The 14,272-nt window shown below is 60.0% G+C and carries 13 protein-coding genes and 2 pseudogenes; 11 read left to right on the top strand and 4 right to left on the bottom strand.

What is annotated here, in order from left to right; translation table 11 throughout:
• Positions 1–28: 28 nt before the first annotated feature.
• The 3 genes from KB890_RS24480 (at position 29) to KB890_RS24490 (ending at position 3,375) form a co-directional block, all read left to right on the top strand.
• Complete coding sequence (locus KB890_RS24480; RefSeq protein WP_002910715.1) at positions 29–955, top strand: LysR family transcriptional regulator; 927 nt, start codon at positions 29–31, stop codon at positions 953–955.
• 303 nt (positions 956–1,258) lie between these two features.
• Positions 1,259–2,554, top strand: coding sequence for an MFS transporter (locus tag KB890_RS24485; protein WP_004152313.1), 1,296 nt, complete (start codon positions 1,259–1,261; stop codon positions 2,552–2,554).
• An 11-nt stretch (positions 2,555–2,565) separates the two neighbouring features.
• Positions 2,566–3,375: a substrate-binding domain-containing protein gene (locus KB890_RS24490; RefSeq protein ID WP_004145468.1), complete on the top strand. Its 810-nt coding sequence runs from the start codon at positions 2,566–2,568 to the stop codon at positions 3,373–3,375.
• On the opposite strand, the gene KB890_RS24495 is transcribed toward KB890_RS24490, so the two are convergent.
• Together KB890_RS24495 and KB890_RS24500 are read right to left on the bottom strand one after the other, a co-directional pair.
• Complete coding sequence (locus KB890_RS24495) at positions 3,350–4,249, bottom strand: L-proline-binding transcription factor PsrA (protein WP_004152315.1); 900 nt, start codon at positions 4,247–4,249, stop codon at positions 3,350–3,352. The two genes, KB890_RS24490 and KB890_RS24495, sit on opposite strands and share 26 nt — an antisense overlap.
• A gap of 109 nt (positions 4,250–4,358) precedes the next feature.
• Positions 4,359–4,841, bottom strand: coding sequence for a cold-shock protein (locus tag KB890_RS24500; protein ID WP_002910657.1), 483 nt, complete (start codon positions 4,839–4,841; stop codon positions 4,359–4,361).
• A gap of 190 nt (positions 4,842–5,031) precedes the next feature.
• On the opposite strand from KB890_RS24500, the gene KB890_RS24505 reads away from it, so the two are divergent.
• Positions 5,032–5,730: an RluA family pseudouridine synthase gene (locus KB890_RS24505; RefSeq protein ID WP_020324968.1), complete on the top strand. Its 699-nt coding sequence runs from the start codon at positions 5,032–5,034 to the stop codon at positions 5,728–5,730.
• Positions 5,731–5,755: 25 nt separating this feature from the next.
• Here the strand turns inward: KB890_RS24505 and KB890_RS24510 are convergent, their stop codons facing one another.
• Both KB890_RS24510 and KB890_RS24515 read right to left on the bottom strand, forming a co-directional pair.
• Complete coding sequence (locus KB890_RS24510; RefSeq protein WP_002910652.1) at positions 5,756–6,295, bottom strand: DUF2058 domain-containing protein; 540 nt, start codon at positions 6,293–6,295, stop codon at positions 5,756–5,758.
• A 114-nt stretch (positions 6,296–6,409) separates the two neighbouring features.
• Positions 6,410–6,739, bottom strand: a complete 330-nt coding sequence (locus KB890_RS24515; protein WP_002910650.1) for a gamma-glutamylcyclotransferase family protein — start codon at positions 6,737–6,739, stop codon at positions 6,410–6,412.
• Between the two features lie 112 nt (positions 6,740–6,851).
• On the opposite strand from KB890_RS24515, the gene KB890_RS27760 reads away from it, so the two are divergent.
• The 7 genes and pseudogenes from KB890_RS27760 to KB890_RS24545 all read left to right on the top strand — a co-directional run bounded on the left by KB890_RS27760 (position 6,852) and on the right by KB890_RS24545 (position 14,225).
• Positions 6,852–7,070, top strand: a complete 219-nt coding sequence (locus KB890_RS27760; protein WP_153933009.1) for a hypothetical protein — start codon at positions 6,852–6,854, stop codon at positions 7,068–7,070.
• 236 nt (positions 7,071–7,306) lie between these two features.
• Entirely contained in the window at positions 7,307–8,647 is a 1,341-nt protein-coding gene (gene tssK / locus KB890_RS24520; RefSeq protein ID WP_015874925.1) for a type VI secretion system baseplate subunit TssK, read from the top strand.
• Positions 8,644–9,297, top strand: coding sequence for a type VI secretion system protein TssL, short form (tssL, locus tag KB890_RS24525; protein WP_004180407.1), 654 nt, complete (start codon positions 8,644–8,646; stop codon positions 9,295–9,297). Before tssK ends, tssL begins: the two co-directional genes overlap by 4 nt.
• Positions 9,298–9,300: 3 nt before the next feature.
• Positions 9,301–10,998, top strand: coding sequence for an OmpA family protein (locus tag KB890_RS24530; RefSeq protein WP_004180406.1), 1,698 nt, complete (start codon positions 9,301–9,303; stop codon positions 10,996–10,998).
• Positions 10,999–11,184: 186 nt separating this feature from the next.
• Positions 11,185–11,309, top strand: a pseudogene (locus tag KB890_RS24535) (hypothetical protein).
• A gap of 150 nt (positions 11,310–11,459) precedes the next feature.
• A pseudogene (locus KB890_RS24540) lies at positions 11,460–13,472 on the top strand (type VI secretion system Vgr family protein); the annotation flags it as partial.
• Between the two features lie 55 nt (positions 13,473–13,527).
• A protein-coding gene (locus KB890_RS24545) for an IS1-like element IS1B family transposase (RefSeq protein WP_095033700.1) occupies positions 13,528–14,225 on the top strand; the annotation gives its coding sequence in 2 pieces (ribosomal slippage) (positions 13,528–13,777 and positions 13,777–14,225; 699 coding nt in all).
• Positions 14,226–14,272 lie beyond the last annotated feature (47 nt).

Consider the following 14,272-nt stretch of genomic DNA (forward strand, 5'->3'; position numbering starts at 1 on the left):
GAATTAAGTGCAATGAAATCAGCAAACGATGAATATTATGCATCCTGTCCTGCGCCGGATTGACCTCAACCTGTTGCCGGTCTTTGACGCGGTCTATCGCTCCCGCTCGGTACGCCTGGCGGCGGAAGAGCTGGCGATGAGCACCTCGGCGCTGAGCCATGCGCTTTCCCGGCTGCGCAGCGCCCTCAACGATCCGCTGTTCTACCGCGAAGGCCACCGGATGTGCCCCAGCGTCTATGCCAGCCAGCTGGCGCCCTCTATCGCTTCGGCGCTGAAGTTTCTCAACCAGGAGCTGACGCCGCCGGCGGCGTTTGTGCCGGCCGCCAGCACCGACTGCATGCAGATTGCGATCACCGATTTCACCGCGTTCTGCGTCTTTCCGACGCTGATGCATCACCTGCAGCGTGAGGCGCCCGGGCTGCGGTTTGAGCTCCGTTATCTGCCCCACAGCCCTGCGCTGACCGAGCTGCTGGCGGGCGAGGTCGACCTGGCCCTCGGGTTCAATACCCCTGACGAGCCAGCCCATCCCGATCTTGAGGAGATTAACTGGCTGCGGGACGAATATGTGGTCATCAGCCAGGCCAACCGGACGGCGCTGACCCTGGACGCCTACCTTGCGGCCCGTCATCTGGTGGTGACCCCGTGGAATGAGCGGCAGGGGGTGCTGGACTGTGAGCTGGAGCGACAGGGCTATTCGCGGCAGGTGGCGATGAAAACCCCCTCGATGCTGAGCGCGCCCTTTATTATTGAGCAGAGCGACCTGTTGATGGCGCTGCCCCGGCGGGCGGCGGAGACGATGGCCCGCGCCGCCCGGCTGACCATTTTCCCGCTGCCGTTTCCGGTTCCGCCGTTTGACGTCAAGATTTACGCCCACCAACGCAGCGGGAAACGCGAGGCTACCCGCTGGCTTATCTCCCTGTTGCAGACGCTGGTGGGGGAGTCCACCGCTTCCTGACGCGCTTTCCAGCCGGCAGGGTATTTCGTTACCCCAGGCCAGGTTTTATGCCTTCAACCCACGGCGACATATCCTGGCCCCGGTCACAAAACGGAAAACTGACTTTTTCGCCGTCACCCGCGGCGTGGTTAGGACGGTGTGTGTTAAATGATTGTATGTAAAAGTAATGTTAATTAGTTAAATGTTATTCATGCGTAAAATGCATTAGTGGATGCGTTTATTACGCTTATTTCGTTCCCGGTTCTGTTTCAGTCTTCAGCGACAGGCGCGCGACAACGCGTGGATAACAAACTGGAGACCTGCATGCATTCAACAACCTCACAGATGAGTACCCGTGACCGGATCGGCGCCATTCTGCGCGTCACGTCCGGTAACTTTCTCGAACAGTTCGACTTTTTTCTGTTCGGGTTTTATGCCACCTACATCGCCCATACCTTTTTTCCGGCGAGCAGTGAATTCGCCTCGCTGATGATGACCTTCGCAGTCTTTGGCGCCGGCTTTTTGATGCGCCCCATCGGCGCTATCGTACTTGGCGCCTATATCGACAAGGTGGGGCGGCGCAAGGGGCTGATCGTCACCCTGTCGATCATGGCCACCGGCACCTTCCTGATCGTGCTGATCCCCTCTTATCAGACCATTGGCCTGTGGGCGCCGCTGCTGGTGCTGATCGGCCGTCTGCTGCAGGGCTTTTCCGCCGGCGCCGAGCTGGGCGGGGTGTCGGTCTATCTGGCCGAGATCGCCACCTCGGGCCGCAAAGGCTTTTACACCAGCTGGCAGTCGGGCAGTCAGCAGGTTGCCATCATGGTGGCAGCCGCGATGGGCTTTGCCCTCAACGCGGTACTGGAGCCGAGCGCTATCAGCGACTGGGGCTGGCGTATTCCGTTCCTTTTCGGCTGCCTGATTGTTCCGTTCATTTTTATCCTGCGCCGTAAGCTGGAGGAGACCCAGGAGTTTACTGCCCGCCGCCATCATCTGGCGATGCGCCAGGTATTCGCCACCCTGCTGGCGAACTGGCAGGTGGTTATCGCCGGGATGATGATGGTGGCGATGACCACCACCGCGTTCTACCTGATCACCGTCTATGCCCCGACCTTTGGTAAAAAGGTGCTGATGCTCAGCGCCTCTGACAGCCTGCTGGTCACGCTGCTGGTGGCGATTTCCAACTTCTTCTGGCTGCCGGTGGGCGGGGCGTTGTCCGACCGCTTTGGCCGCCGATCGGTGCTGATCGCCATGACCCTGCTGGCGCTGGCTACCGCCTGGCCTGCGCTGACCATGCTGGCGAACGCCCCGAGCTTTTTGATGATGCTGAGCGTGCTGCTGTGGCTGTCGTTTATCTACGGCATGTACAACGGGGCGATGATCCCGGCGCTGACCGAAATTATGCCCGCCGAAGTGCGCGTGGCAGGTTTCTCGCTGGCCTACAGCCTGGCGACCGCGGTGTTTGGCGGCTTCACGCCGGTGATTTCCACGGCGCTGATTGAGTATACCGGTGATAAAGCGTCTCCCGGCTACTGGATGAGCTTTGCCGCCATCTGCGGTCTGCTGGCCACTTGCTACCTCTATCGCCGTAGCGCCGTAGCGCTGCAGACGGCACGTTAATCAGGGAGAAGATGATGCGTAAAACGACAGGAACCCTGCTCGCCACGCTGCTGCTGGCCGCCACCGGCGGCAGCGCGTTGTCCGCTGAGGTCACCGTGATGATCTCCGGCGGCTTCAAAGCGGCGCTGGAAAAGCTGGCCCCGGCGTGGGAAAAACAAACCGGCAACCACCTCGTGGTGATCCCTGGCCCGTCGATGGGAAAAACGCCGCAGGCGATCCCTAACCGTCTGGCGCGCGGCGAACACGCGGACGTGGTGATCATGGTCGGGGACGCGCTGACCAGCCTCGAGAAAGCGGGCCGTACGCAACCGGATTCGCGCCGGGAGCTGGCCGACTCGCCGATCGGCGTGGTGGTGAAGGCGGGGGCGCCGCTGCCGGCTATCCACAACGCAGACCAGCTGCGGGCGACGCTGCTGGCGGCGCCATCGGTCGCGTACTCCGACAGCGCCAGCGGACGCTATGTCAGCTCGACGCTGTTCCACACCCTGGGCATTGATGACGCGATGCAGAGTAAAGCGCAGATGGTGGAGCGCATTCCGGTGGCCTCGGAAGTGGCCAAGGGACGGTATGCGATCGGTTTTCAGCAGGTGAGCGAACTGCTGCCGGTGCCCGGCGTAACCTTCGTCGGCGAACTGCCGGATAACCTGCAGTACATCACCCGCTTTGCCGGGGCGGTGACCATCAGCGCCGACCACCCGCAGGAAGGCAAGGCGCTGCTGACGTATCTGGCGTCACCGGCGGCGCAGGAGACCATCCACGCCACCGGTATGCGAAGCGTAGCCGCCGCCGCGCCGGTCAGCCAGAAGGATACTGTTCAATAATCAGCTTCTCCAGCTCTGCCGCCACGTAGGACTGAATACGGCCGCTGAGGCGGATCAGGCCTACCGTACGCGTGACCACCGGGTCGGTGAGCGGCACAGCGCGGAGAACGGAATGCTCCCCGGCGGGCATCGACATCGCGGGCACGGCGGCAATGCCGATGCCCGCTTCCACCATCCCCAGCATCGTGGTGACGTGGCGGGTTTCGCAGATACTTGGCCGCGCCGGCGTCAGATGCGCCAGTTCCCGGTCAAGCAGCGTCCGGTTGCCGGAGACCCGATCCAGGCCAATATAATCCTGTTCAAAATACGCCTGCCAGCTTAGGTGCGTCTTGCGCGCCAGCGGATGATCGTGCCGACAGGCGGCCACATAGCGGTCGTCGGCAAGAGGGGTGAATTCGATACTGGCTGGCAGGTTTTTGGCAAAGCAGAGGCCAAAGTCAGCCTGTCCGCTGCTGACCGCCTCGATCACATTCCCGACGCTGCTGTCAATCAACCGGATGCGCACCTGGGGATAACGCGCCTGAAAGCTGCGGATGATTTCCGGCATAAAGTAGTAGGCGGCGGAGGGCACTGTCGCCACCGTCACCAGCCCGGTGCGCGCCTTGCTGACCTGGCTGATATCCGCCAGCACCGTCTCGACATGGGCCAGCAGCTGCTCCGAACGTTCGGCAAAATTTTGCCCATACAGCGTGAGGGTCACCCGTCGGGTGGTGCGATCGAACAGCCGGTTGCCCAGCGCCGTCTCCAGCTTTTCGATGCGTCGGCTAAGGGCCGACTGCGACAGGCAGATGGATTCGGCCGCCAGCCGAAAACTGCCATATTCCATCAGGGCGCGAAAGGCGTAGAGATCGTTGAAGTCAAAATTTACGGGCATGGCGGCATCCTTATCGGCTGTCTGGCGCCATCGCCCCGTCCGGCGAGGGGCGATGGCGGGTAGCATATCGGGCAGGACTTCGGGCGCGCGGGAAACCGCGCGCCAGGGCTTACACCTTAAGCAGTTTTACCGTGGCATCGATATCGATTTCGTCTTCCGAAAAGATCAGGGTTGTCCCCTGAAAGGTGGTGATCGCCAGCTTTTTCACCGAGCGCATCTCTCCCGGCTGCACCGTGGCTTTTGGCCGGATGCTGTTCATCAGCAGCCCGACCGACAGCACGGCGTTTTCTTTATCGACGCGGGTCTCGACCGGCTCTTCTTCCCGGTACACCACATAGGATTTGATGGAGGTCAGCTTCAACCGCTCGCCGGCAATATAGATATATTTGCTTTCCGGAATGACCTTCACCGCGTAGGCCGACAGCCCTTTATTGTTGGTGGTAGGTTCGAAAGTCACCGCCGCGTCTTTCTTGATAAGATCAGGATTGGCGACCTTAATCACGTGAAAATAACGATTTTCGCCGTTTTCATCTTTGATAAATCCAAAACCTTTATCTTTAAACCACGTTGTGATTGTTCCGTTCATCGCCATTACCGTATTACTCGTTGGTTAACACAAATTTTGCAGCGCGCAGTGTAAAGCACATTGCCTGTACAGGCTATGCCTTTGCGATAAGTGTGGGTGATAAATGACGCCGCCGCGAGGGCGGATTGTGCGCCAGCATCGTGCCGGCGGCCAAAATGGGGTACTATCGCCAGCCACTCCTTCTTCGGGCCGCCTGATGTCCACCATTATCGATACCTTTGTCGCGCCGCCGTGTCGCGAACAGATCACCCTCTTGTATCAGGACGAACACCTGGTGCTGATCAATAAGTCCGCCGGGCTGCTGAGCCTGTCGGGCAAAGATCCGCGCAACCTCGACTCCGTGCATCATCGGCTGGTACAGCGCTTTCCGGGCTGCACCCTGGTGCACCGCCTGGACTTCGGCACCTCCGGCCTGATGGTGATCGCCCGCAACAAGGGCATTAACGCCTTGCTGTGCCAGCAGTTCAGCCAGCGCACGGTGGACAAGGTCTATACGGCGCTGCTGTGCGGCCACCTGGCGGAAGACGAGGGGATAGTGGAGGCGGCAATCGCCAAAGATCCGGCCCATTTCCCGCGCATGGCGCTCTGCGCCCGCCACGGCAAACCGGCGCGTTCGCGCTATCGGGTCATAGACCGCCTGTATCAGGCGCGAGAAGGCGAGAGGGCGCTGGCGTTAACCCGGGTGACGCTCACCCCGGAGACCGGACGGACCCATCAGCTGCGTATTCACTGCCAGCTGCTGGGCTATCCGATCCTTGGCTGCGATCTGTACGGTGGCCGGGAGCTGCCCGGCACGGAATGCGCTTCGCGGCTGATGCTGCACGCCAGCGAACTGCGCTTTGTCCACCCCGTCAGCCATGAGCCGATGCACATCCAGCAGGCGAGCCCGTTTTGATCGCCCGCGGCGGGAAAGCCCGGGGTTACCACATCAGATCGTCGGGCACCTTAAAGTCGGCGTACGGATCGTCTTCATCCTGCTCATCCTGACTCAGGGCGCTGTGCAACACGATGCTGCTGGCGTCGCGCTGGGCAATTTTCTCAGCCACCACCGCCGGAATAATCGCATATTCACCTTCGGGCTTGTTATCCACCGCCAGGCGGGCAATCGCCAGACGGCCGTTAATCAGCTGGGTCTGGGTGGGCTTGTCGACCATGATTTTTTTGATCAGATTATTATCGGTAAAGTTAAAGCCGATATCGCCCCGGGCGACCGTAATGCGGTTCATCTCGATCAGCTGCTTCACCTGGGCTTTATACTCTTTCGCCAGCACCGCCTGCTTTTGCTGCTCGCTAAGCTGTTTATCACGCTCCAGCTGGGCTTTTTTATTTTCTTCCACCGCTTCCCGGGCCTCACGGGCCTGAACGCGGGATTTTTTCGCCGTTCTCTGGACTTTAGCCATTTTTTTGCTGCTGACCAGGCCGGCTTTGAGCATCTGCTCTTGTAAGGTGAGTTTTGTCATCTGCGTGTCTGAAACTGAGGAAACATCTGGCAAGTATACCTGCATTGGCAGAAACGACGCCAGACTCGCGATCGCGCTGGGCTGCTGTACCATGCCGCGCAGCGCGGTGGGGGATTACCCCCGGGGCTGAAGCTGATAAATCCAGGCGCTGATCTGCTGTCCATCGTCGGTGGTCACTTCCACCGGCACCCGATCGTACCCCTCCTCAAAGTCGTCCAGCATGGGCCAGTGCGCCGCCAGCCGATCGGACAGGAACAGATAGCCGTTGACCCGTGGGCCGTGAGCGTCGAGGACGATCCCCGGGAAATCGGCGGCTGCGCCCCAGCCGCGCGCGTAAAAGGTGCCGGTGACGTAGCCGGGACGCCACTCGCCCCCGATCGCCTCCAGAATATGCGCATTGCTGCGACCGGGACAGAGCGTCCCATAGACAAATAGTGGTTTCATTTTCTCTCTCTCGTTCGCCCTGACACCCGCCCACAGCGGAGCGGGAAACCAAAATACGGGGTAATGCAGCGCCTGGCAATGGCCGGGTGGGGCGGGGCGCTCCTCCGGGTATCTGGCAGTTGCCGGGGGAGATTCTGGACTCAGCGCTACTGAGGGTATATCGATTGCGGTGATATTTTTATTATTATTTATATTTAAGGTAAATATAAATATTCCTGACGGAGGGATTAATTTGCTAATTAATATTCAACAGGAAAATAATAAAAGGGTCGCTTATGGAATATTCCTTCTACATGTGATGACCGAGAGCAATAAAGCTACCTTGGGTTGAATTCAGATATTATTTAGGGCCAGGCGTTACCTCCCCCTGACTCTTTCGCTTTATGATAAACATCCCTTGACCAAAAATATTATCTGACTTCGAAACTCTCGCGGGCAGGGGAGATATTTCCTTTCCCTGAAGCGGCAGGTAATAAATCCAGCCGAACACACGGCGGATGAGGGATATCCGTCCGGGCATTTGGTCCTGTCTGCAGACCAATGAAAGCGAAAGGCACAGGAGGTGCAATGAAGATTTTCCGCCCATTATGGCGCGACGGGGCTTTTCTGGTCCCGCAGCAGTTTCAGCAACAGGCCCGCTGGGACGCGCACGTCGCCGATACGGTCTCCCGCATGGCTCTCGCCCACCCGTGGGGGGTATTGCGCGCGGAGTTTGACGCGAGCGCGCTCACCCTTTCCCGGCTCAACGCTACCCGGCTGATCGTGCGTTTCGCCGACGGAACGCTGATTGACACCGAGCTGGCGGATATTTTGCCACCGGTCCGCGATGTATCGGACGTGATGCAGGACAGCGTGGAGGTTCTGCTCGCTCTGCCGCTGCTCAGCGCCAGCGGCGGCAATCTTGATGACGGCCAGGAGAGCGCCCGCCCGCGCCGCTGGCGCGCCGAGCAGGTGACCGTCCAGGAGCTGGCCGGCCATGAACGCAGCGAGCTGGCCGTTCTGCGGCACGCGCTAACGCTGCGTCTCTCCACCGAGGAAAATGCAGCCTTTCTCACCTGCCCGGTAGCGCGTCTGGTGCGCGACGCCCAGGGGCAGTGGATCGTTGACCCGGAATTCATCCCGCCGCTGCTGTCGCTGGCGGCAAGCCCGACGCTGGTCAGCGAGCTGGGCGAGCTGTTACATCGCCTGCAGGCCCGACGCAGACGCCTGATGGCCATGCGTCGTGAAAGCAATGCGCGGATGGCTGATTTTGCCGTGGCGGATGTTTCCCTGTTCTGGCTGCTCAACGCGCTGAACAGCGCTGAACCGGTGCTCAGCGAGCTGCATCAGGACCCTTCGCGCCATCCGGAGCTGCTCTATCGCGAACTGGCCAGGCTGGCCGGCAGTCTGCTGACTTTCTCCCTTGAACATCATCTGGAAGCAATCCCCCGCTACCGGCATGCCTCGCCAGAGCAGGTATTCCCGCCGCTGTTTGCCCTGCTGGATACGCTGCTCGAAGTCAGCCTGCCCTCAAGGGTGATCGCCATCGCTCTGGAGCAGGGCGCCGACCGGGAGATCTGGCGGGGCAGGCTGCACGATGCGCGGCTGCGCGAGGGGGCGGATTTTTATCTGTCGGTGCGCTCTTCACTCCCCCCTCACCAGCTACAGAGCCGCTTTCCGCAGCTCTGTAAGGCGGGTAGCCATGATGATGTCGCCGAGGTCGTCAATATTGCCCTCAGCGGCATCGCGATCAAACCGCTGAGCCATGTGCCGGCGGCCATTCCGCTACGTCTGGAAAACCAATATTTCGCTCTGGATCTCTCCACCGACGCCGCCCGCGCGATGCTGGAGGCCGGCAACTGCACCTTCTATACCCCGGAATCGCTTGGCGACGTGAAACTTGAACTCTTTGCGGTACTGCGCTCATGAATACCTCTGAAAGCGATCTGATCAACAAAACTTTTTACCCGGGCTGGCTGATGGTCAGCCAGTTACGCTGCGGCCAGCCGGTGACGGATGGCGAGGCGCTCTATCGCCAGGCCTGTCGATGGGTGACCGAGGCGCGCGAGGCGCTGACGGCGGGGGGAGTCAGTGAAGCCAGCGCTGAGCAGATGCTCTATGCCTACTGCGCGCTGCTGGATGAGAGCGTCCTCAACCGCGCCAGTCAGGATGATGGCTACCGCAGGTGGCGCAAGGATCCGCTGCAGGCGCGCTTTTTCAGCACTCTCAACGCCGGGGAAGAGCTCTGGGAACGGATCCGCCAGCTGCTGCGAGAGCCCACGGCGGATGCGGCAGTGCTGACTTGTTTCTTTCGTACTTTACAGCTGGGATTTGTCGGACAGTACCGCGCCGAGGATGACGAACGGCGTGAGGACGTGGCGCAAGCGCTTGGCGCGCGGGTCCCGCCGTTCAGCCTGACCCAAGAGGCGCCGGTGGTGGTTCGTGCCTCCCGGCTGCGCAGCGGACGGCGGATGTACTGGTGCGGCTGGGCGGCTGGCATTGTGGCGCTGGCGGCGCTGTGGTTGACCTTCTCCTCCGTGCTGTCACAGATGGTGGCGCAGATAGCAGGGCAGGGATAAGAAATGCGTGATAATGCCCGTCGTCTGCTTACGATACTGACCGTCATCCTGGCCCTGTGGCTAGTGCTGGGCTTCTGGCCGCTGTCCATCGGCAACCAGGTGATCTTCAGTCTGTGCATCCTGCTGGCGGGCGGCGCGGCGCTCTGGCGTCAGCGTCGCCGGGCAGTCAGCCGTCAGCGATCGGAAATCGTCCTGCCGCCCGAGGATTTTCAGGGGGCAGTGGTTCTGGTCTGCGGGGATACCGACGGTCTGTTTCCCGGGCGTTCGGCGCACGGCGAAACCCGTCACGGCTGGTATCTACGGGGAGACAGCGCGGAGCAATTGCCGGGGCTGGCGCAGTACCTGGCGGCGGCGCGTCCGGCACTGGTATCGCAGGTTTCCGTGCTGCTGGCGGTGGTACCGGAGCACCACCCCTCCGGGGAGCATCTGGCGCAGTCGCTGCGCGACTGGCGGCGGAGTATCGTCCAGTGCCGAACCTGGCTAAACGGTCTGCCGCCGGTGTGGAGCGTGTTCTGGGTGACGCCGCCAGGCGGCCAGGCCGCGGAAAGCCGCTGGTTTACCATCACGCCGGAGAGGGCTGGTCTCCAGGTGCAGCTGAAGGGACAAGCGCCCCAGGCGGTTGCCGGGTGGCAGCGGGAGGGCAGCCCTGCCTCACGCCTGCATCAGACGCTGTGGCTGGAGAGCATTCTGACCTTGGCCGAAAACGCTCTTTTCCGGCCATTCCGCGCCCGGCAGGCGGAACTTCCTCCGCTGAACCTGTGTGCCGCGGGCATCTGCCTGACACCGGTAGCGGCGGTGGCGAATAACCTCTGGCAACAGCAAATCGCCGCGATCACCACGCTCTCCCCGGGCAACGACGCGGCGCCAGGTCCTCACCCGCTGCCGGATCTTCTTCTGTCGTCACTGCCGCACCGCCACGGGGTCAGCCGCCGGATGCGCGATGCCGGTCTTTCCGCTGGGGTGGGCTTCCTCTTTCTGGCGCTGGCGATGCTGGCTTCCTTTATCAACAACCAGCGCCTGGTGCGCAGCGTCGGCGATCATCTGGCGGTGTACCACCGCCTCAGCGGCACGCCGCCGACGCCGAAGCTGCAGGCGCAGCAGCGTCTGCGTGCCGACAGCCGCCTGCTGGATGACTGGTTGCGCCGGGGGGAGCCGCTGCGTTATCGGCTGGGGCTGTATCAGGGGGGGCGGCTGATCCCCTTCGTGGAAGCCGCTATCAATGACTGGGCGCCGCCCCCGCCGCCGCGTCCGGTCATCAAGCAGGTTGTGCAGGGGCCGCAGACGATCCGCCTCGATAGCATGGCGCTGTTCGATACCGGCAAATCGGCGCTGAAACCGGGTTCGACAAAGCTGCTGGTGAACTCGCTGCTGGGCATTAAGGCCAAACCCGGCTGGCTGATCGTGGTGGCAGGCCATACCGACAGCATCGGCAACGATAGATCCAATCAACAACTCTCCCTGAAGCGTGCCGAGGCGGTCCGCGACTGGATGCGCGATACCGGCGATGTGCCGGAGAGCTGTTTTGCGGTGCAGGGCTACGGCGCAAGCCGTCCTGTCGCCAGCAACGAGACGCCAGAGGGGCGGGCGCAAAATCGCCGGGTGGAGATCAGTCTGGTCCCGCAGAAGGACGCCTGTCTGACGCCGGGCACGGCTAATACGTCAGGAGCCGGGGCTGACGCCTTAAAAAACGAAACCGAGTAACCCGCGAACCCGATCGCGGACGTTGAACAACAACAATCTGCCTGCCTGACCTTGTGCGCTACGGGTCCCTGATAAACAGGAAACAGCGATGGGCGGTAGCGTGCCTGCAGCCAGTCAAACTTGTCGGCAAAGCGGGGCCTCTGCGGGGATTAAGCGCAGGAAAGGGGATGGATAAAGGAGATCAGTATGGATAGCGCTAAGGACAGTGGCAGAGAAATGCTGGCGGCGATAAACGTTGAAGGCTCCGGTTTCTGGCTGCTTTTTTTATTTCTCAGTCAGTGAATATAAATATCCCTGGGGTTGCCTTTTAGTTACGAAACTCCTGGTGGGGTATCTGATATATCGATATGCACATAAATATATTTATGATGAATGAGATGATTGTCATTAAACAAAATTAAACAGGGCGTCCTGTGAATTGATTTTTGATGGTCATTACAGCGGAGTAAAACAGGAATATAATGGATACCTCTTCAATAATTACCGGTACCACCCTTAACCGTTACCAGCTGGATATTCCTTCATGTACCGCATCGCTGGATGTGGAAGAATTCAGTGGGGCAGAAAAACTGAGTGAACTTTATTATTACACTATTACGTTTACCAGCGCAGAGAAAAATATTGATGCCGCACAGCTCCTGAGCAAACCCGCCATGCTGACGATGGGCGGCGGCGCACTGCAGCAGCTGGCGGACTGCAAACGCGTCCATGGTGTGATTACCACCTTCCGGCGCGTCAATCGTTCTGAAGATCAGTCGACCTATCAGATAACCCTCCAGCCGTTTCTCTCCCTGCTGGATAAACAGTTTCGCAGCCATCGTTTTTTCGTCAACAAATCGGTACCGGAGGTGGTGGAGCAGGTATTGCAGGAACATCACCTCCATGACTGGGAGTATGAGTTTAATCTCAAGCAACACTATCCGCGGCGCGAGCAAATTAATCAGTATCAGGAGAGCGACCTGGCGTTTATCCAGCGCCTGCTGGCAGAGGTGGGGATATTTTATTTCTTCACCCTGCAGGAAGAGGCCCAGAGCGAAGTGGTCCACTTCGCCGACGCGCAGCGGGCGCTGATGTTCGATAAGACACTTCCTGTAAACAGCCCGTCCGGGATGAGCGACAGCGGTGCGGAATCGATATGGGGTCTGAGCATCACGCACAATGTCGTAGAGGCGAACGTCACTACCCGGGATTATAACCCCCGCGATGCGCAGAGCGTTCTCCAGTCGGCAACAGCGGATATGACCCGGGGAAATGGTGAAGGCATCACTTACGGTGAGGTATACCACTATAAGCTTCGCCATCGGGAGCGTGGCGATAAAATCGACCCGCAGACGGAGACCGCCAACTTCTATGCCCGCCTCGACCATGAGCGTTTTCTGGCTCACCAGACGCTTATTACCGCGAACAGTACTGCAGCCTGGCTGGCGCCGGCCCAGGTGCTGACCGTTACCGACAGCCTGCCGTCGACCCTGCCTGCGCCCGTACAGGATCCGCTGTTAATCACCGGCACCGGTTTTACCGCCAGCCGCCGGGAGGCGCTGCGGGTGTCCCTGCTGGCGGTGCCCTACAGCGAAACATTGTGCTGGCGTCCGCCGCTGCTGCCGCGCCCGAAGGTGACTGGCACCATGACGGCGCGGGTGACCAGCGCGAAGGCGAATGATATCTATGCCTGGCAAGATGCGTCCGGCCTGTACCGGGTGAAATTTGACCCTGACAGAGATGAGAAAGGGCAGGGGCAGGAAAGCATGCCGGTGCGTCTCGCCAAACCCTACGGCGGCGACGTGTACGGCTTTCACTTCCCGCTGATCCAGGGCACGGAGGTGGCGATTGCTTTCCACGAAGGCGACCCTGACCGGCCGTATATTGCGCATGCGCTGCACGACTCGCGGCATGTCGACCCTGTGACGGAGAAAAACAGCACCCGCAATGTGATTCGTACTCCGACCAACAATAAGCTGCGAATGGAGGATAAGCGCGGCGAGGAGCATATCAAGCTCAGCACCGAGTACGGCGGCAAGACGCAGCTGAACCTGGGGCATAACGTGAATGCGCAAAGGGAGTTGCGGGGCGAGGGTGCGGAACTGCGTACGGATAAATGGGTGAGCATCCGGGGCGGTGCGGGAGTGTTTATCAGTGCGGATAAACAGCCTTCGGCAGGCGACAGGATGCTGGCAATGGAGGAGGCGATTGCGCAGCTTGAAAATGCCCTGGGTATTGCGAAAAGCCTGGCGTCGGCAGCGGAATCGGCTCAGGCCCTGCCATCGGATACCGGCAACCAGCAGACGCTGAACGATGCGCTGAAAGAGCTGGCGCAGCCGGGGATAGTGCTGAATGCGCCGCAGGGCGTGAGCATCAGCAGTCCGCAGGCGGTACGGTTGTCTTCGGGTAGCGCCAGCGTGGGGATTGTGTCACAGCAGAATACGGACATTAGTGCGCTGAAACGTTTTACGGTGGCGGCGGGAGAAGCCGTCAGCGGTGATGCTGCCAACTTACTGATTTAGTGTATGATGGTGTTTTTGAGGTGCTCCAGTGGCTTCTGTTTCTATCAGCTGTCCCTCCTGTTCAGCTACTGACGGGGTGGTGCGTAACGGCAAAAGCACCGCCGGACATCAGCGCTATCTCTGCTCTCACTGCCGTAAAACATGGCAACTGCAGTTCACTTACACCGCTTCTCAACCCGGTACGCACCAGAAAATCATTGATATGGCCATGAATGGCGTTGGATGCCGGGCAACCGCCCGCATTATGGGCGTTGGCCTCAACACGATTTTCCGCCATTTAAAAAACTCAGGCCGCAGTCGGTAACCTCGCGCATACAGCCGGGCAGTGACGTCATCGTCTGCGCGGAAATGGACGAACAGTGGGGATACGTCGGGGCTAAATCGCGCCAGCGCTGGCTGTTTTACGCGTATGACAGGCTCCGGAAGACGGTTGTTGCGCACGTATTCGGTGAACGCACTATGGCGACGCTGGGGCGTCTTATGAGCCTGCTGTCACCCTTTGACGTGGTGATATGGATGACGGATGGCTGGCCGCTGTATGAATCCCGCCTGAAGGGAAAGCTGCACGTAATCAGCAAGCGATATACGCAGCGAATTGAGCGGCATAACCTGAATCTGAGGCAGCACCTGGCACGGCTGGGACGGAAGTCGCTGTCGTTCTCAAAATCGGTGGAGCTGCATGACAAAGTCATCGGGCATTATCTGAACATAAAACACTATCAATAAGTTGGAGTCATTACCGTCTGGCAATTGGCGTTCGAAGTGAAAAATTA

Source organism: Klebsiella sp. P1954 (assembly GCF_018199955.1).
Lineage (GTDB): Bacteria > Pseudomonadota > Gammaproteobacteria > Enterobacterales > Enterobacteriaceae > Klebsiella > Klebsiella pneumoniae.